Origin of the sequence: Flagellimonas meishanensis, assembly GCF_019880545.1 — a bacterium.
Lineage (GTDB): Bacteria > Bacteroidota > Bacteroidia > Flavobacteriales > Flavobacteriaceae > Flagellimonas > Flagellimonas meishanensis.
This window is the reverse complement of sequence record NZ_JAINVW010000003.1, coordinates 1-17,719: the sequence shown is the minus strand read 5'-3', so window position 1 is coordinate 17,719 and position 17,719 is coordinate 1. Positions and strand designations below refer to the sequence as shown.

The following is a 17,719-nucleotide window of genomic DNA, read 5'->3' as shown; positions in this document are numbered from 1 at the left end:
TCGCTCAAAATCAACAACTTAGGTTTGTGTTGTCATCGAATTCCATATGGAATCCTGACAACCAGTTTTGTGGTCTTGCTCGGCTAAGGGCTGCAGACCGTTACCGGGCAGGTCACACAAAATAAAACAAGAAGTTCAACCACAAAACAAAAAGCGATGAAAACAACAATTAAGTTATTCAGTAGATTATTTTCGATTGTCTTTCTGCTAGTTGCCTTTGCCTGTAGTAAAGATGAATCCACTCCCCCACCGAAGGAAGGTAAGGAAGTAGAGGTGCTTCCAAGTACCATTTCCACATCTGAATTTGAAACTGATGAAGGGGAAATCGGTATTAGCATAAGTGGTAGGGATATTGCCAGAAAGGGGTATAAGCCATTTACTGCTGTAATCTCGATAGAATCCACATCCAATATCGATGACCAAATTGTACTTTTTGACGAGCTCAATAATTTGGCCAATCTTTCTTTCAAAAACGAAGATCTGGAGGATGCAGTTGAGAACGAATTGAAAGAGGGCGTTCCGGTGCAAGTAATTGTGCGGGATGAAAATGATGCCGTCCTGGCTACTCAGAATTTTGCCAAATTATCCTTCGGTGCAAGTCCAAGTGAGGAAGAAATTATATCGGATGGCCTGGATGATCTGTACGCAGAAGTTTCCCTTAGGGAAGACTTGAAATACTATATGCAATTCGTCAACAAAGACAATGAAGTGTTTGGTGTCCCCGGTTCACAACGCTATCCAGATATAAGCAATCTGGCAACAGATATTAGAGTGCGTGAAGATTTAGATTATTCCGCAGATCCCGACTATTATGAAAATTTCACAACATATCGCTTTGCCAAAATTCCTGGCAACGAGGAATTCTACTCCATTTCGGTTCACAATAACAATGACATCCATTACCTGTACATGGGTGGAGGGATATTGAGAATCCAGAGCAAAGCCAACTTAAATAGAAATGGGGGAAATACGAGTGTAGCCAATTTTCCGAATTACTGGTTCAAGATTGAAAAGGAAGCTCCCGGCCTATTCAAAATAGTTCCTAACGGAGCAGATAACCCATTGATCAACTCGGGTGCAAACCTTGTTCCTGCAACCAACATTAATCCAGACGAACCCCTATATTTTAGGATATTGCTATTTGATATTGATTGGGATATAGTGGCTGTTGATTCAAAATTCATGAACCCCATCATGCCTCCTTCGGCCACAAGTAGTGCCTATAACAGTACCTTGAGAAATTGCAGTAGTGGTTCGTTGACCCAAACGGTTGGGGAAAGCACCACCATTACTACAACCCAAACTGCTGGTTGGGAAGAGACCATGTCCGTTTCCACAACTAATACAGGAAGTGTTTCGGTAACCATATCCCATGAAGCTGAGACAAAATTTTTTGGAACTGGTGGTAAAACCTCAGGTTCAATAACAGGTTCCTATGAGTACTCAAAAACACGGACAGAGACAAATACCAAATCGGGTAGCTTAAGTACTGAAAAGTCAGTGCAGGTTTCTGTTTCCAGGGAGGTAGGGGTTCCCCCAGGCATAGCCATTGCTGTCGCTGATATCTATCAACAGTATATAAATATAAAGGTTCCCTTTATCCAACGTTTCAGGATATCTGGAAAATATCAAGAGGACAACAGCGAGTTGTCTGGCCAAGAAATATTGACCCAATTCGCCTTTAATAGTTTTACAGGGGTTGTCACCGATGTCCAGGACAATTTTATTGAGGTGACGGTTCGCGGCACCACCACCATAGACAGAATAATAGAAACATCAACTGAAACTAGGGATATTGCAAATGCATGCAATTAGTGTTCCATTGATTTGGGTTAGTTAAATACAAAAAGCCCCGGGAACCACTCCGGGGCTTTTCAAATAAAATCAAAACCAACCTAAACATATGAGTTACCAACTCATTTTAGTTGAAAATTTCATAGCAATTTTCACTAGTAGAACAATCCTATAGGAAAATACCCTACCCCCATTTGCGCTTTTTTTTGCAAAAGGATGGATTAAGCCCTCCTTAAAGCAATGGATGTTAGTATTGAAGTACCAAAAAATGTTGTTCCAACGGATCCAAATGTTGAAGAAGATAGGGAATCATTCTGTCCCCGAGATCCAGGTAAAGCTGTGAAAAATTCAATTGCCGCTCTTGGAGTGACTGATTGGGAAAGAGCATATCCTGAAGTTCGGTGGCCCTGTGCACATGGTCTTTCAGTTTGCGCTTTTGGGCTTTGAGCAGTCTTTTTTCAAGGTGGTCAAGTCCCTTTTTCTGTTTCACCTCCTGTGCCTTTACCGCTCCCAAAAAACTCTTGTCCGTTTTCTCGGCAAGTCGATATAGGTCCTGGAACTGTTCTTCCAAAAGCCGCTTTTGTGACGAAAAATCAATATTGATTTCTGAAACGTCCTTTACTTTTTTTTCCTCCAAAAGGTGTTGTTTCAAGAAAAGGTCCGAAACGTTCAAATTCAGCTTTTCAATCTTTGCATGCTGCTTTTCCGTCATCAAAAGCACCGAATTACGAAGCAGTAACATGGGGAAGGTTATCTGCATGGCCTCAAAATAAGATCTTAGCTCCAACCAATAGGCCAGCTCTCCCCCGCCTCCAATATAACAAAGGTTGGGCAGGATAATTTCCTGATACAGCGGTCTGGCGATCACGTTGGGCGAAAATCGTTCTGGGTGCGCATCCAACTCCTTTTCAAGTGCTTCTTGGCTAAAGTTCAACTTGGTATTGACCACATGAAAGCCCCCCTCCTTTCTCTCAATGCGTTCCCTGAGACCTTTTTTTATATAGAAATAGTTGATTTCCCTCGGATTCACCTGAATAGTGTACTCCGAAGAAGCCTTTGTAAGACTTTCAATGGTCTCGGAGACTTTCTGAAATGGGATATTGCCAAAAATATCTTGCGTAGCAGCAGGGACCATCAATTTTTTTAACGCAGCATCATTGCCATCCACAATGACCAACCCTGTTTCCCCAAAAAGTTCATTGACCAAAAAGCGGGTTGCTTCGGCCAGGGTTTCGTGCTGCACATAGGCCCGTTTGAACAAACTGATAAGCGCACGCGCACGTATGGAATCATCCAAATGGGAGGAAAACGTCTCGGACACCTCATCCAGCCCGTGGGTATTGAAGTCGCCTACCGCTCCGCTTGCATTTTTTTTCCAGACCACCTTTTGCCCTTGAAAGTTGAAATAGTTGATTTCATCAAAATCATGGTCCTCGGTGGCCATCCAATAAATGGGCACAAAATTGTATTGAGGATGCTCTTTTTTAAGTTTTTTACAGAGGTTGACGGTGGATACAATCTTATAGAGGAAATACAACGGCCCGGTAAAAATATTCAATTGATGGCCGGTGGTCACCGTAAAGGTATCCCCGTCCTGTAGTAAATCTATATGCGATTTGGTCAATTTGGAGGGCGTGTGTCCTTCATACTGCCGATACAAGGCCTCCACCAAAACCTTCCTGTTCGCAGCTTTATAGTTCGACTTCTTTTCCTCTATTTGCTTTTTAAAATTTTGAAGGTGGGGAAATCGGTTATAAAAAGGTTTCAACGTTTCATGTTCGTCCAGGTAGTCGCAAATCAATGTTGAAAAATAACCTGTTTCCCTAAAAGGTATACAATCTACTTCCATTAAAAGTGAAATGAAGTGCTAAAGATAGTTTTCTTCTTTTTTTATCCTCCTAAAAAATCGTTAATTACTTTTATCGGCTTTCCCCGCCACTAAAACAAAAATTGTGGTTTGGGAATAATTTATTGTTAGCTTTGATTACGACTAATTGACTTATTTATGACTAGATTTTTATTTTCCCTTTGCACACTTTTTGTTTTTTCCCTAACCGCCCAGCAACTGAAATCCCCTTCCGAGTTTTTGGGGTATGAATTGGGCAGTGAATTTACCAGGCACCACGAAGTGGTGGATTATTACGAATATTTGGCCAAAGAAGCCCCGGATAGGGTAAAACTTACCTTCTATGGGCAAACGAACGAGCGTAGGCCCTTGTTGTTGGTCTTTGTTTCCTCTGCGGCAAACATGGCCAATCTAGAGAACATTCGAAATGAGCATTTAAAAAACACCGAGGGCACCGGTTCCAATTCCAAGGCCATTGTTTGGTTGAGCTACAATGTGCATGGCAATGAAAGTGTCAGCACCGAGGCTTCCATGAAAACAATCCATGAACTGTTGACCAACAAAAAAGCCTATTTGGATGATGCCGTTGTCATTATTGATCCCTGCATCAATCCAGATGGAAGGGACCGTTACAGCAATTGGTACAATCAATACAAAAACAATCCATACCAGGTCGACCCCAACAGTAAAGAGCATCATGAAGGCTGGTGGAGCGGCAGGAGCAACCATTACATGTTCGACCTGAACCGGGATTGGGCCTGGCTCACCCAAGTGGAAAGCCAACAGCGCATAAAAGTATACAACGATTGGCTGCCGCACGTACATGTGGATTTTCATGAACAAGGGGTTGATGAACCTTACTATTTTGCTCCGGCAGCAGAACCCTATCACGAAGTGATAACCAATTTCCAAAGGGATTTTCAGGTCACCTTGGGAAAGAACCACGCCAAGTATTTTGATGCCAATGGCTGGTTCTATTTTACAAAAGAAATCTTTGACCTGTTCTATCCCAGTTATGGCGACACCTATCCGACCTATAACGGCGCTGTTGGGATGACCTATGAGCAAGGCGGAAGTGGTGAGGCCGGATTGGGGATTATAACCAAAATTGGCGACACGCTTACATTGAAAGACCGTATTGCGCATCACTTCACCACAGGTTTGTCGACGGTTGAGGTGTCTTCAAAAAATGCTGAAAAGTTGAATGCGGAATTTCAAAAATTCTATAAGAACAGAAATTTCAAATACAAAAGTTACGTACTGAACGGCGATACCGATAAAATTGATGCATTGAAATCCCTTTTGGACAGCCATAGGATTGAATATGGCATGGGTTCCAATGGGTCTGCAAAAGGCTACAACTACAATACTGGTGGCAATGGTAGTTTAACTACATCGGAAAACAGCCTTGTTGTATCCACCAACCAGACCAAGGGTACTTTGGTAAAAGTGCTTTTTGAACCATCGGCCAAGTTGAGTGATTCCCTTACTTATGACATCACCGCTTGGTCATTGCCCTATGCATACGGACTGGATGCGGTAGCCTCCACCACCTTGATTCCCTCAAACAAAGCTCAGGGAACCGATGCAGGAGGGGTCCTATCAAACATAAGTACAGATCATTACGCCCATATTACGGACTGGAACAGCATGAGGGATGCGCGCTTTTTGGCAGATTTGCTAAAAAATGGCATACGCGTCCGTAGGGCGCATCATCCTTTTTCAGTGGAAGGGCGCTCGTTTGATAGGGGAAGTTTAATCATTACCAAAGGCGACAACCAACATAAAGCAGATTTCATATCCACCTTGCGCACCCTTTCGACGAAACACAACAAGAATGTAGTGGGCAGTTCCACTGGATTTGTGGATTCCGGAAAGGATTTTGGCTCGGAGTATGTACAGATGGTGGTGGAACCCAAGATTGCTGTCTTGTCCGGGGGACCCACCTCAACACTTCGTTTTGGTGAAATCTGGCACTTTTTTGAACAGCAATTGCACTATCCCCTGACTGTAATTGATGAGGAATATATGCATGAAGTTGATTTGAATGATTACCATATCCTAATCTTACCAGGAGGTGGTTATGGCGATTTCTTCAATGAAGAAAAGCTGGCCCAATTGAAGGATTGGGTCAAAAAAGGCGGAAAAATTATCGCAATGGGCGGTGCAATAAACGCCATTGATGGCGAAAAGGGCTTCAGCATCAAAAAGAAAGAAGCGGAAAAAGACTCCATCAACAAGCCAATGCCGCACGAAAATGTGCAAAGGGAGCAGCTAAAGCAAATTATAACAGGTGCCATTTTCAAGGCAAAGGTGGACAACACCCATCCTCTCGCCTACGGCTATGGTTCACAGTATTTCACCTTGAAATTGGGAAGTAAGGGTTACCAATATCTTGAGAATGGAAATGTGGTATATCTTGAGGAGGGTACCAAGCCGGTCTCCGGGTTCGCAGGCAGTGAAGCACAAAAGAAAGTGGACGGTTCCCTTATTTTTGGCGTGGAGCAATTTGGACAGGGACAGGTCATATACATGGTGGACAATCCCCTTTTCAGGGGTTTTTGGGAAAATGGTAAGCTTTTTATGGCCAATGCCCTTTTCATGGTAGATTAAAAAGGGTTCTGTACATTCTTTTTGTGTCTGGTTTTAAATGAATTAGCCAATTCTATTTTCCCAAAAAGCGATTACGGCGTTGCAAAAATTCGTATATTTAATTGTTGTTGTTTCATTCAAAAAAAATATTCCTATGCAGCCTTTAAGAGTCGTTTTTTCAATAAAACAAAGTAGAAATCCATCACTGTTTTTGATATTGGCCGCTCTTTGTATGTTCCCAAAAGTTTGGGGATTCCAGCAAGATGCGGCATCAGAAAACGAGTTTAAGCAATACAAGGGAGAGGTTGTGGACCAATCCTCCAACAAGCCTTTGGTCTTTGCCACCCTTACATTGGAGGGCACAAACATTAGTACCATTACCAATACGGAAGGTAATTTTCTCCTAAAAGTTCCTATGGACATGTCCGAAGGAACCGTGGTAGTATCCTTTCTTGGATATCAAAGCAAGAATGTGCCTTTGAGCCAGCTCAATGAGGATAAGAACACTATCCCACTTTTGGTTTCGGTTATGCAACTGTCCGAGGTTAACATCAATGCGCCTAAGGATGCTGCCGCCTTGGTACGGGAAACATTGGCACGAAAGGGAGAGAATTATTTTGACGACCCTACCTTGATGACCGCATTTTATAGGGAGACCATAAAAAAACGCAGAAAGAATGTATCCCTTTCCGAAGCTGTGGTCAATATTTACAAATCGCCATACAGTTCGGTGCGACAGGATGCCGTGGAACTTTATAAAGCCAGAAAGAGCACTGATTATAGCAAGTTGGACACAGTTGCCCTAAAACTACAGGGCGGGCCCTTCAACACACTTTATGTGGACATTATGAAGTACCCAGAGTTCATTTTTTCCGATGGCTCAGTGTCGGATTATAAGTTCACGTTTGACCGCTCTACAAGAATCAACGATAAGCTTATCTATGTGATTAAGTTCAATCAGTTGGAGACCATTGATGACCCTCTCTATAAAGGAGAACTCTATATCGATGTGGAGAACCGGACCCTGACCAGTGCCATATACACACTGAACATAACGGATAGGGTTAAGGCGGCGAAACTCTTCGTGCGCAGAAAACCGGCCAAAGTGGATGTATGGCCTACCGAAGTGGCCTACCGGGTGGATTACAGGGAAAAAAATGGCAAATGGTACTATGGTTACAGCAATGTGGTTCTAGAGTTTAAAGTGGATTGGGAGGATAAACTTTTCAACTCGGTATACAGCATGACGGCAGAAATGGCCATTACCGACTGGGAAAAGAATGTCACCGGTACAGTCCCCAAAAACAAACAACGGATTAAAAAATCCATTATCTTGAGTGATGAGGCCCTTGGTTTCTCAGACCCAGATTTTTGGGGTGAGTACAATATCATCGAACCCGAAAAATCAATTGAGTCCGCCATTAAAAAAATACAGCGTCAATTGCGCAGGGCACGATCAAAGGATGGTTCCGCATCCGCTCCCTAAGATATTACAAAAAAAAGAGCCCCTTTCTTAGGGGCTTTTTTTATTTTTCAAACGCATCCAAGGTCTTTGCTATTATTGAAATACATTCCAATAACTGCTCTTTGGTCATAACCAAGGGCGGCGCAAAGCGGATTATATTTCCATGTGTTGGCTTTGCGAGCAACCCATTTTCCTTTAGGGCAACACAAATATCCCATGCAGTTGAACTATCCTCAGAATCATTGATCACTATGGCATTCAACAATCCTTTGCCTCGTACTAATCGGACCAAGTCAGTTTTCTGGATAAGTTTCCCCATCTCTTCCCGAAAAATCTTGCCCAACTCATCGGCATTTTCGGCCAAACGTTCTTCCCGAACCACTTCCAACGCGGCCATGGCCACTGCGCAGGACAATGGGTTTCCACCAAAGGTGGAACCATGATTACCAGGTCGGATTACATCCATGATCTCCTTGTTTGCCAAAACTGCGGAGACGGGCACCACTCCTCCGGACAAGGCTTTTCCCAAAATCAATACATCGGGCTTCACGTCCGGTGTCCCTGAACAGTTCTTATCATGGCACGAACAGTTTCCGCAGGTTGCCAATAGCCTTCCGGTACGTGCTATCCCGGTTTGGACCTCGTCCGCCATAAAAAGTACGTTTCTGGCCTTGCACAGGTCAAATGCTTCTTTGATGTAATTTTCATCCGGAACATAAACTCCTGCCTCTCCCTGAATGGGTTCTACCAGAAACGCGGCCACGTTGTCATCTTTAAGCACCTCCTCCAAAGCATTGATGTCGTTATAACGGATAGAGACAATACCTGGTGTGAAAGGTCCAAAGTTCTCCGTTGCAATAGGGTCGTTTGAGGCGGAGATTATGGAAATCGTCCTTCCGTGGAAATTGTTCTGGCAAACGACAATTTTAGCCTGGTTTGCAGGTATGCCCTTTCTCTCATAGCCCCACTTTCTTGCGAGCTTAATGGCCGTTTCCACGGCCTCGGCACCGGTGTTCATAGGTAAAAGCTTGTCATAACCGAAAAACTGGGTGGCAAATTCTTCAAATTGGCCCAACATGTCGTTGTAAAAAGCCCTTGAGGTAAGGGTCAACCTTTCGGCTTGGTTCTTTAGTGCATTAATGATTTTAGGATGACAATGCCCCTGGTTTACCGCGGAATACGCGGATAAAAAATCATAATACTTTCTACCTTCCACATCCCAAACGTATACGCCATCTCCTCTACTGAGGACAACGGGAAGTGGATGATAGTTTTGCGCTCCGTACTTGTTTTCTAGATCAATCGCTTGTTGCGATGTCAATTGTTCCAAAACAGCCATTTTAATAGTGTTTAAATTAATAAAATAACCATTCCTACTGTACCTTTATTCTTTCGAGGACTCGAAAAAGCAGCGTGGGAGAGAAATCACCCCTTGAAGAGCTGCTAAAATATTAAATATTTGGTCAATTTTGGTTACAATGGCCCATTACGAACTTATTTTTTATGGGAAAGTGCCGAAACTTGGAGTTCCAATCGTTTTAGTTCCCTTAAGATATCGTTCTTGTCCATCTGCATCCAAATATAAAGTTTTAGCATACTGACCAAAATTGAGCAGACCAGAACGCCCACACCCCAGGTAACAAGCCCCTCCGTGGTCTCCGCAACGAAAAACTGAACGGCACAATAGACCAGTAGCACAAAAAATGCCAAGATCCAAAAGTTCATCAGAATGCTCAGCCAACCCATTCTTCCTTTAAACACGCCTTCAAACTTTTCAAGAACATTTTGCTCACCCAATTCATCGTAGAATCTTGCTTCTTCCTCGGTAAGTGCTTCTTTGATCAATTCATCGATTTTTTTGCTGTCATCTTTCATTTCTTATTGTTTTTTAAAATCATTTTTAATTTTTCCCTTGCATGAAACAACCTGGATTTTATTGTTCCCACGGATACTTCCAAGATGTCTGCGATTTCCTTGAGTGAATATTCCTCCACATAGAACAACCGCAAGACCATCCGCTGATTTTCTGGCAATTCCTTTATCGCCACTAGAAGGTGCTGTATTTCCGGTTCGGTTTCGTCAGGTCCTTCCAAGGTTTCCGTATCATAGGAATAGTCTTCCAATTTTATCCTATCCCTATTTTTCTTGTTGAGGTAATCCAATGATTTTCTGGTTACTATCATGGTTGCCCAACTTCCAAAACTATTAGGTTTTTTTAGAGATTGCATGTTATGGATTATGGAGCTCCATGCATCCTGTACAATATCCTTTGAAGCTTCAAAATCCTTGGTATAACCATAAGCATGCCTGCACAATCTAAGGTGATGTCGTTTCACCAATAAGGACAAGGACTTTTTGTTACCGGACCGATACTCTAAAACAAGTAACCCATCAAAAACTCTATCAGTTGCTTTCATAACTATTTCCAATCAATAGACATGGAAAGGAGAAAAAGGTTCAAAAAAGCGATGGTCATTTCTTCAACCCAAATCAACAAGTTAGTTGTTCTTTATGAAAACCTATGCTTACTTTTGCCTCATGCGCAAAAAAAACAGACGAACCTCGTTCGAAAATGTGGTGGTTATCGATGCCGGTGCCAAGGGAAAGTCGGTCGGTAAGGCTCCAGACGGGCGTATTATTTTTCTTTCCAATGCCGTGCCGGGAGATGTGGTTGATGTGATGACAACCAAAAAACGAAAAGCCTATTTTGAAGGGGTTGCGACACATTTTCATAGACTATCCGAAAAAAGAACTTCACCGGTCTGTGACCATTTCGGTGTTTGTGGGGGCTGCAAATGGCAGCATATGGGTTACGAACACCAACTTCATTACAAGCAGAAAGAGGTGGAGAACAACCTCAAGCGCATTGGTGGTCTTGAATTGCCTCAAATACGTCCGATATTGGGTTCAAAAAACCAGTATTTCTATCGGAACAAGATGGAGTTTTCCTTTTCCGATAGCCGTTGGTTGACATCGAATGAAATTGTTTCCGACCACGAAATCAAGGATAGAAATGCGCTTGGTTTCCATATACCCGGTATGTGGGACAAGATCTTGGATATAAAAAAATGTCATCTCCAAAAGGACCCTTCCAATGCCATACGATTGGAAATAAAAAGCTTTGCTACCGAAAATGGTCTTTCCTTTTTCAATCCAAGAAAACAGGAGGGACTGCTCCGCACCCTTATGATTCGGACATCCTCCACTGGAGAAATTATGGTGTTGATCCAATTTTTTCAAGATGATGCGAAAAAAAGGGAACTGCTTTTGGAGCACATCCAACAACAATTCCCAGAAGTAACATCCTTGCTTTATGTCATCAACCCAAAGCAAAACGATACAATTTATGATCAAGAGGTGATTTGCTTTTCTGGACGTGACCACATTTTTGAGCGGATGGAGGATTTGAAGTTCAAAATCACCGCAAAATCCTTTTATCAGACTAATTCAGAACAGGCCCATCAGCTATACCAGGTGACCCGTGACTTTGCCGGACTAGGTGGAAACGAACTGGTGTACGACCTGTATACCGGAACGGGCACCATTGCGCAATTCGTAGCCAAACACGCCAAAAAAGTAATAGGTGTGGAGTCCGTGCCTGAAGCGATAGCCGATGCCAGGACAAATGCCCAGTATAACAACATCAACAATGTGGAGTTCTTTGTCGGTGACATGAAAAGTGTTTTCAACAACACCTTTATTGCGACCCATGGATATCCCGATGTGGTGATAACAGATCCTCCCCGGGACGGCATGCACAAAAATGTGGTGGACCAGCTATTGCAGGTTGCTCCCAATAAAATTGTATATGTGAGTTGCAACAGTGCCACCCAGGCCAGGGATTTGGCTTTGATGAAAGAAAAATATGAGGTAGCTGAGGTGCAACCAGTAGATATGTTTCCCCAGACCCATCACGTGGAAAATGTTGTACTTTTGACACGAAGGGTATAACCAATTTTAGCCGAAGCCTATTTAACAGGTATGAGAAAAATACTCCCCATCTTACTAATTACAATCATGCTCGTGCATGTTTCATCCTGCGAAAAAGACGATATCTGTGTTGACGGTGACACGCCCCTATTGGTCATTGGTTTTTTTGATGTGGTAGATACCGCAGAAGCCAAACAGGTCCCTACCCTTCGAATTATCAATTCGGACATAGCGACCATTTTGGACAACGAATCCTTCAACGATAGAAGCGATTCACCAGATTCCCTGTCCGTTCCCCTGCGGACAAGTGAGGTGACCACTACGTATACATTTATTTCTGATTCTTCGGATGACGCTGATACCCAGGAAGAAACGGGAAATATCGACACGTTGACCATCTCGTACCAAATTCGGGAAAACTTTGTTTCCAGGGCCTGTGGTTTCGTTTCTAATTTTGATGAATTGACCGTGACATTAACAACGGGTACCGAAAACTGGATCCAGGATATCCAAATTGTTCAACCCACAGTAGAAAACTCCAACAATATCCATGTTAAGATATTTCATTAGCCTTTTTGCCATTTCGTTTTCATTTTGGTTGACCGCACAGGACAAACCCATTGACCTTCAACCTAAGGACACGGTGGAATACAAGGAAGAATATGGTCTTAGGGTAGGTGCCGATATTAGCCGATTGGTTTTTTCCTTTATCGATGAGGATTACACCGGACTGGAGCTTGTTGGGGATTATCGCCTTACCCAAAAACTGTATTTGGCCGCTGAACTGGGCAATGAGGAAAAGACGCAGACAGAAGACCTGGGTAATACGCTACTGTATAATTTCACCACATCGGGTAGCTATTTAAAGGTAGGCGTGGATGTCAATACCTATGAAAATTGGTTCGGGATGAACAATGCCATTACCCTTGGTGGTCGATTTGCTGCGGCTTCCTTTAGCCAAACCCTTAACGAATACAATGTTTTCAACAGTGACCGATTCTTTAATCCTGAGTTTTTACCGGGGGCGGTCCCAGGGGAAGAGTTCAGCGGATTGAACGCTTCTTGGCTGGAGTTCGTTCTGGGAATAAAAGCTGAGCTTTTTGCCAACATCTATATTGGGATGAGTGCCCGCTTGGGCTTTCTGGTAACAAACAAAGAAGCGGACCGATTTCCAAATCTGTGGATACCCGGATTCAATAGGGTTACGGATGGAAGTAACTTTGGCGTAGGGTACAACTATTCCATTTCCTATTTCCTTCCATTGTACAAAAAATCTAAAAAGAAAAGGGAGAAACCTACATTTGATGAGTCAAATTAAATCGTAACTTTCTGGTACTTTCAATGCGCAGCAGCCCCCAATCATTTTATAGTATCATGTGTCATGAAATATTTGCTTTTTTTCTTGGTGCCATTGTTTTTTGGGGCCATTAGCTGTTATTTATTGCGAAAATGGGCCTTTTTTTGGCCGTTCATCATTATAAACCTCGTTCTGGCCTTACTATATGGGCTGTATATTATCTACGGAAAGTCATCTTTTGCAAGAAATGACCCATATGGAATAGGTCGACTGATATTGCTTGTTGCGATACCGACGGCACATTCAATTTTGATTTTTATTTTTTCTATGTTTATAAAGGGATACCTTAAGAAGTAATAGCCATGAAATCACCAAACACGTTAATCAACTACGTGGAATTCAAGACCAAGGACATCAGCAAAATAAAGGAGTTCTACACCTTCGCCTTTGGCTGGAAATTTACGGACTATGGCCCCACCTATACCGCGTTTGAAAATAGCGGCATTGAAGGTGGTTTTAGAACCATCGAAGAAGGAGAAGAGATAGTCAATGGGGTATTGGTTGTTTTGTATCATGAAGATTTAGCCGCAATCAAAGATCAGGTGCTAAAATTCGGAGGTACACTGGTACAGGATATTTTTTCATTTCCAGGTGGCCGCAGATTCCATTTTTTGGATCCATCGGGAAATGAACTGGCGATTTGGTCCGACAAGTGATCTAGGAGGTTACAAATCAGATTTAGCCATCCTCCTTGGCAAACCTATCCTTTTTGCTGCCACTGTACATCTCGTACTTAACCAATCGGGATTCCAATTTGCCATTGAAGACCTTTATTTTCCTCGAGGTTTTAAGTCCAACACTTTTAAGCGCCTCCAAGTTGGAAGTGATCATCCATGCATCCGTTCCAGGATAATTTTGTTTTAAGGTATCACCAATCTTTTTGTAGAATTCATCCGCATCTATGGGCAAACGCTCTCCATACGGTGGATTGAATACCATGTGCAGTTTTCCATCCACAGGTTTTTCACTTCTGAAGAAATCCTTCCGCTCAATATCGATATATTCTGATAGCTGGGAGTTTTCCACATTTTCCTCTGCCTTGCGCTCGGCGGAAGGGGCTTTGTCGCACCCCATTATCTTATGATGGAACTCTCTGGTCCTGTTCAGGCTCGCATTCACTATTTTTTCATGTAGCTCGGCATCATAATCCTTCCATTGCATAAAAGCATAAGATTCCCTATTGATATTGGCCGGTATGTTGCATGCTATCATGGCTGCCTCGATCAAAAAGGTGCCGCTACCGCACATCGGGTCCAAAAAGTCTGTCCTGCCATCCCACCCTGTCATCAATAAAAGTCCGGCGGCAAGCACCTCATTGATGGGGGCAATGTTCGTGGCGATTCGATAGCCCCTCTGGTGCAGTGAATCCCCGGAACTGTCCAAAGAAACCGTACAGGTGTTGTCGAACAAATGGATATTGATGCGAACATCCGCATTTTGCGAGTTAACATTGGGACGCTTTTGCACCTGGTGCCTAAACTTGTCCACCAGGGCATCCTTTCCCTTTTGGGAGACATACATGGAGTTTTTGAAAACCTCCGAACTCATGGTAGTATCCATGGCAAAGGTCTTGTCCACATCAAAATAGGATGCCCAATCAATGGCATAAACATTTTGATAAAGGTCCCTTTCCGTAAAAACCTTAAAGGTTTTGATGGGCCTTAGCACCTTCAGCGCGGTCCTAAGACAAAGATTGGCCTTGTACAAAAAACCAAGGTCCCCTTCGAATGTTACGTTCCGGACCCCTTCATTTACATTTCCAGCACCCAAGTTTCTTAACTCCTTGGCCAAAATCGGTTCAAAACCATATAGGGTTTTTGCCAGCATTTTAAAGTTTCCCACCATTTCCTCTCTAAGACTTTCGACAAAAATAGGCTATTTTTGACCCTTCAACATAACCGATGAATATTCCTTTTGCCCTAGTACTCCTTATTCCCATCTTGGCCGTTTGGGTCAGTTTTGCCTTGGTTTGGTGGACCCGGCCCAAAAACGTAGGAGCAATCAATCTTTTATTGGCCTTTAGTGGAGCGTTCTTGCTGGCCCTCACCTTTTTTGAGTTGCTCCCAGAAGTATACGATACGGGAAACCCTAGACATATTGCCCTATTCGTGTTGGTAGGGATTCTGTTCCAGGTATTTCTTGAGTTTTTCTCAAAAGGAGCGGAACACGGTCATATGCACCATGAGCTAACGGAAAACAAGTTTCCATTGATGCTTTTTTTGAGTTTATCTGTGCATGCCCTGATAGAGGGAGTGCCCTTGGATGGTTCCAATTCCATGCTTTATGGTATTGTTGTCCATAAAATTCCCGTGGCACTTATCTTGAGCATCTTTCTGATCAACTCACAGATGAAAGTCCGCTTTATTTTGCTCTTTATGCTATTGTTTTCATTGATGACGCCTTTGGGAAGCTATTTGGCGTTGAACGCCCCTTGGGTGGATGATTATGGACATTTGTTGACCTCCGTTGCCATTGGTGTGTTCCTGCATATTTCCACCATAATCCTTTTTGAAAGCTCTAAAGGGCATTCTTTTGATTTTCGAAAGCTGATGGTGATTATTCTAGGAATCGCCGTTGCCTACTTCATGTGAGTCCTCCATGGCTTCATCATGTAAACAATTGGTAAACCATCATCCAATGACTTATGGCACCGCCCAATACGAAAAAATGCCATATTAAGTGGTTAAAAGGAATTTTTCTTATCGCATAAAAAAGGATTCCAACAGTGTAGAAAGCACCTCCCAAGGAAAGCCAAAACAATCCTTCCGTGGACATCGCCTGTAGAAGAAAAGGTAGATCGATAATTATTACCCAGCCCATTATGGCATAAAGCACCAAAGAAAACACTTCAAACCTTCCCGTAAAGAAGATTTTTAATAGGGTTCCAAACAAAGCGATACCCCAAACGAGATAAAAGAGCAACCAACCTTTTGACGGTAGGAGCACTGTTAGGCACACTGGGGTGTAGGTTCCGGCAATCAAATAATAAATGCTTATATGGTCCAATATCCGCAGTTTCTGCTTCAATTTTGGATTTTGAACTGCATGGTAGACTGTGGATGCCGTGAACAACAAAATCAATGAAATGCAGTATGCTAAAACACTCCAAAAAAGATTCCGAGTGTCGCTCAAATTCTTTTGAAAAAGTACGAACCCGCCAAGAACGGCCAATAGAATTCCAAACCCATGCGAATAGGCATTCCATTTTTCCTCCAGTAAAATTGACTCGGATTTAAACGTCAAGGCAAGCTATTTGTAACGTTTACCATGTTTGATTACCAAGTCTACATCCTGGAGCAAGCTGATATAACGGAGAACGTCCCCATCAACGGCTATAATGTCAGCATACTTACCTGGGGTGATAGTTCCAACTTCGTCCGCCACACCTGTCCAAAGTGCGGGCCAGTAGGTTGCGGAACGAATGGCATACATGGGATCGATACCAAACTCGTTTACCCAGACATCGAGTTCGTTCCAGGTGGATTGACTATGGAACTTCATGGGGATACCGCTATCCGTGCCAATTAGAAGTACCACACCGGCATCCAATAATTGTTTAATTTTGGTTTGTAATGTAGGCCTTCTTGAAGGAGTCAATTGAAAATAGGGTAATCTGTCAGGGTGTTTAAAGCTATTCTTGATGTCCGTGATAACACTGTCGGGCAGGCCCAAATGCCATGAGTCGTTATCCAGTTTCTCGGGATTGTCCCTTACATATTCGTAATTGTAAAGTCCCTCAACGGTCGGACACCAAAACAAAGGTCCTTTGTTCATTTGTGCTGTTCTTTCCTTGATCATTTCCATAACATCATCCGGATATCTTGGGGCCGACGACAATCCCGTATGTTCAAAACAATCCACACCTACTTCCAATCCCCTCCGTATCTCTTCAGGTCGATGCCCATGGGCAACCACCTTTAAGTTATTCTTATGTGATTCATCCACCACTGCCTTTAATTCCTCCATGGTCATCTGGTCGTGATCGATCAGTTTGATGACATCCACTCCAGCCTTTGCCAGTTTTCTGATTTTCCTTCTTCCATCTTCAGGGCCATCAACACCCCATCTAAAATCCTCTGTGCCTGGGTAAGGTTCGTGTTGTATAAAGGGACCTGAAACATAAAGTGTTGCTCCAGGTATTTTTCCCGAATTGATGGCATCCCTTACCGCAATACTTTCTTCCAAGGGCGCACCCAAATCCCTAGCGCTGGTTACTCCAGCCATTAACAATTGATGGGCGGAAGAGGGCATTATCACATCTTCGAACAATGGCGGATAGATTTTGTCCCAATGGGCATAGTCCGCATGACCATTGATCATGGTGTGTACGTGCATGTCCCATAATCCTGGCAATACGCTCATTCCTTCTGTGGATATGATCTCGGCATTTTCAGGAACTGTGAGTGTTTCGACCGTCCCTACTGCTTTGATGCGTTCGCCTTCTATAAGTATTACACTATTTTTAATGGGGTCTGAACCATATCCATCAATCAATGTCCCGCCGACCAATGCTTTTAATGGATTGTTTTGGGAAAAAACAGACGAAGAAATAATTAGGAGGACTAGGAGAAGTTGAATTGTGCGCATGTTTTGGTTTTATGCTAAAGATAGTGCATAAAAACAAAAAAACGCCCCTCCGTGATGGGGGGGCGTTCGAGGAAGGCGGCGACCTACTCTCCCACCTGGTGTGGCAGTACCATCGGCGCTAACGGGCTTAACTTCCCTGTTCGGAATG

At 43.1% G+C, this 17,719-nt stretch carries 15 protein-coding genes and 1 rRNA gene; 8 read left to right on the top strand and 8 right to left on the bottom strand.

The window, feature by feature from the left end; all coding sequences use genetic code 11:
• Positions 1-156: 156 nt before the first annotated feature.
• On the top strand, positions 157-1,815 hold the full coding sequence (locus K7G75_RS07985; RefSeq protein WP_222983734.1) for a hypothetical protein: 1,659 nt from the start codon (positions 157-159) through the stop codon (positions 1,813-1,815).
• Positions 1,816-2,041: 226 nt separating this feature from the next.
• Here K7G75_RS07985 and bshC read toward each other — a convergent pair whose 3' ends face one another.
• On the bottom strand, positions 2,042-3,643 hold the full coding sequence (gene bshC / locus K7G75_RS07980) for a bacillithiol biosynthesis cysteine-adding enzyme BshC (RefSeq protein ID WP_222983733.1): 1,602 nt from the start codon (positions 3,641-3,643) through the stop codon (positions 2,042-2,044).
• A gap of 156 nt (positions 3,644-3,799) precedes the next feature.
• Here bshC and K7G75_RS07975 point away from each other — a divergent pair, with 156 nt between their 5' ends.
• Positions 3,800-6,253, top strand: a complete 2,454-nt coding sequence (locus tag K7G75_RS07975; protein ID WP_222983732.1) for a M14 family metallopeptidase — start codon at positions 3,800-3,802, stop codon at positions 6,251-6,253.
• Between the two features lie 211 nt (positions 6,254-6,464).
• Positions 6,465-7,718, top strand: a complete 1,254-nt coding sequence (locus K7G75_RS07970; RefSeq protein WP_262420353.1) for a carboxypeptidase-like regulatory domain-containing protein — start codon at positions 6,465-6,467, stop codon at positions 7,716-7,718.
• 40 nt (positions 7,719-7,758) lie between these two features.
• Here the strand turns inward: K7G75_RS07970 and rocD are convergent, their stop codons facing one another.
• The 3 genes from rocD to K7G75_RS07955 all read right to left on the bottom strand — a co-directional run bounded on the left by rocD (position 7,759) and on the right by K7G75_RS07955 (position 10,114).
• Positions 7,759-9,036, bottom strand: coding sequence for an ornithine--oxo-acid transaminase (gene rocD, locus K7G75_RS07965; RefSeq protein ID WP_222983730.1), 1,278 nt, complete (start codon positions 9,034-9,036; stop codon positions 7,759-7,761).
• A 155-nt stretch (positions 9,037-9,191) separates the two neighbouring features.
• Positions 9,192-9,572 (bottom strand): DUF6768 family protein, encoded by a 381-nt coding sequence (locus K7G75_RS07960; RefSeq protein ID WP_222983729.1) that lies wholly within the window; start codon positions 9,570-9,572, stop codon positions 9,192-9,194.
• A complete protein-coding gene (locus tag K7G75_RS07955; protein WP_222983728.1) occupies positions 9,569-10,114 on the bottom strand; it encodes an RNA polymerase sigma factor in 546 nt (181 codons plus the stop codon). The genes K7G75_RS07960 and K7G75_RS07955 overlap by 4 nt, the downstream gene beginning before the upstream one ends.
• Before the next feature lie 121 nt (positions 10,115-10,235).
• Between K7G75_RS07955 and rlmD the strand changes: the two genes are divergently transcribed.
• From rlmD to K7G75_RS07935, 4 genes are all read left to right on the top strand, one after another.
• On the top strand, positions 10,236-11,648 hold the full coding sequence (rlmD, locus tag K7G75_RS07950; protein ID WP_222983727.1) for a 23S rRNA (uracil(1939)-C(5))-methyltransferase RlmD: 1,413 nt from the start codon (positions 10,236-10,238) through the stop codon (positions 11,646-11,648).
• 30 nt (positions 11,649-11,678) lie between these two features.
• A complete protein-coding gene (locus tag K7G75_RS07945; RefSeq protein ID WP_222983726.1) occupies positions 11,679-12,197 on the top strand; it encodes a DUF6452 family protein in 519 nt (172 codons plus the stop codon).
• Entirely contained in the window at positions 12,178-12,945 is a 768-nt protein-coding gene (locus K7G75_RS07940) for a DUF6048 family protein (RefSeq protein WP_222983725.1), read from the top strand. Before K7G75_RS07945 ends, K7G75_RS07940 begins: the two co-directional genes overlap by 20 nt.
• A 341-nt stretch (positions 12,946-13,286) precedes the next feature.
• On the top strand, positions 13,287-13,640 hold the full coding sequence (locus tag K7G75_RS07935; protein WP_222983724.1) for a VOC family protein: 354 nt from the start codon (positions 13,287-13,289) through the stop codon (positions 13,638-13,640).
• A 22-nt stretch (positions 13,641-13,662) separates the two neighbouring features.
• Here the strand turns inward: K7G75_RS07935 and K7G75_RS07930 are convergent, their stop codons facing one another.
• Complete coding sequence (locus tag K7G75_RS07930; RefSeq protein WP_222983723.1) at positions 13,663-14,829, bottom strand: THUMP domain-containing class I SAM-dependent RNA methyltransferase; 1,167 nt, start codon at positions 14,827-14,829, stop codon at positions 13,663-13,665.
• A 56-nt stretch (positions 14,830-14,885) separates the two neighbouring features.
• Here K7G75_RS07930 and K7G75_RS07925 point away from each other — a divergent pair, with 56 nt between their 5' ends.
• Complete coding sequence (locus K7G75_RS07925) at positions 14,886-15,575, top strand: ZIP family metal transporter (protein ID WP_222983722.1); 690 nt, start codon at positions 14,886-14,888, stop codon at positions 15,573-15,575.
• Between the two features lie 16 nt (positions 15,576-15,591).
• Here K7G75_RS07925 and trhA read toward each other — a convergent pair whose 3' ends face one another.
• The 3 genes from trhA to rrf form a co-directional block, all read right to left on the bottom strand.
• Positions 15,592-16,227 (bottom strand): PAQR family membrane homeostasis protein TrhA, encoded by a 636-nt coding sequence (trhA, locus tag K7G75_RS07920; protein ID WP_262420293.1) that lies wholly within the window; start codon positions 16,225-16,227, stop codon positions 15,592-15,594.
• A 6-nt stretch (positions 16,228-16,233) separates the two neighbouring features.
• Complete coding sequence (locus K7G75_RS07915) at positions 16,234-17,571, bottom strand: amidohydrolase family protein (RefSeq protein ID WP_222983721.1); 1,338 nt, start codon at positions 17,569-17,571, stop codon at positions 16,234-16,236.
• Between the two features lie 70 nt (positions 17,572-17,641).
• A 5S ribosomal RNA gene (rrf, locus tag K7G75_RS14885) occupies positions 17,642-17,719 on the bottom strand; the annotation flags it as partial.

Coding starts and splice junctions, on each gene's coding strand:
- K7G75_RS07985 (WP_222983734.1), top strand. CDS start 157: ATGAAAACAACAATTAAGTTATTCAGTAGATTATTTTCGATTGTCTTT.
- K7G75_RS07930 (WP_222983723.1), bottom strand. CDS start 14,829: ATGGTGGGAAACTTTAAAATGCTGGCAAAAACCCTATATGGTTTTGAA.
- K7G75_RS07935 (WP_222983724.1), top strand. CDS start 13,287: ATGAAATCACCAAACACGTTAATCAACTACGTGGAATTCAAGACCAAG.
- bshC (WP_222983733.1), bottom strand. CDS start 3,643: ATGGAAGTAGATTGTATACCTTTTAGGGAAACAGGTTATTTTTCAACA.
- K7G75_RS07940 (WP_222983725.1), top strand. CDS start 12,178: ATGTTAAGATATTTCATTAGCCTTTTTGCCATTTCGTTTTCATTTTGG.
- K7G75_RS07925 (WP_222983722.1), top strand. CDS start 14,886: ATGAATATTCCTTTTGCCCTAGTACTCCTTATTCCCATCTTGGCCGTT.
- K7G75_RS07960 (WP_222983729.1), bottom strand. CDS start 9,572: ATGAAAGATGACAGCAAAAAAATCGATGAATTGATCAAAGAAGCACTT.
- K7G75_RS07915 (WP_222983721.1), bottom strand. CDS start 17,571: ATGCGCACAATTCAACTTCTCCTAGTCCTCCTAATTATTTCTTCGTCT.
- K7G75_RS07975 (WP_222983732.1), top strand. CDS start 3,800: ATGACTAGATTTTTATTTTCCCTTTGCACACTTTTTGTTTTTTCCCTA.
- K7G75_RS07945 (WP_222983726.1), top strand. CDS start 11,679: ATGAGAAAAATACTCCCCATCTTACTAATTACAATCATGCTCGTGCAT.
- K7G75_RS07955 (WP_222983728.1), bottom strand. CDS start 10,114: ATGAAAGCAACTGATAGAGTTTTTGATGGGTTACTTGTTTTAGAGTAT.
- rlmD (WP_222983727.1), top strand. CDS start 10,236: ATGCGCAAAAAAAACAGACGAACCTCGTTCGAAAATGTGGTGGTTATC.
- rocD (WP_222983730.1), bottom strand. CDS start 9,036: ATGGCTGTTTTGGAACAATTGACATCGCAACAAGCGATTGATCTAGAA.
- K7G75_RS07970 (WP_262420353.1), top strand. CDS start 6,465: ATGTTCCCAAAAGTTTGGGGATTCCAGCAAGATGCGGCATCAGAAAAC.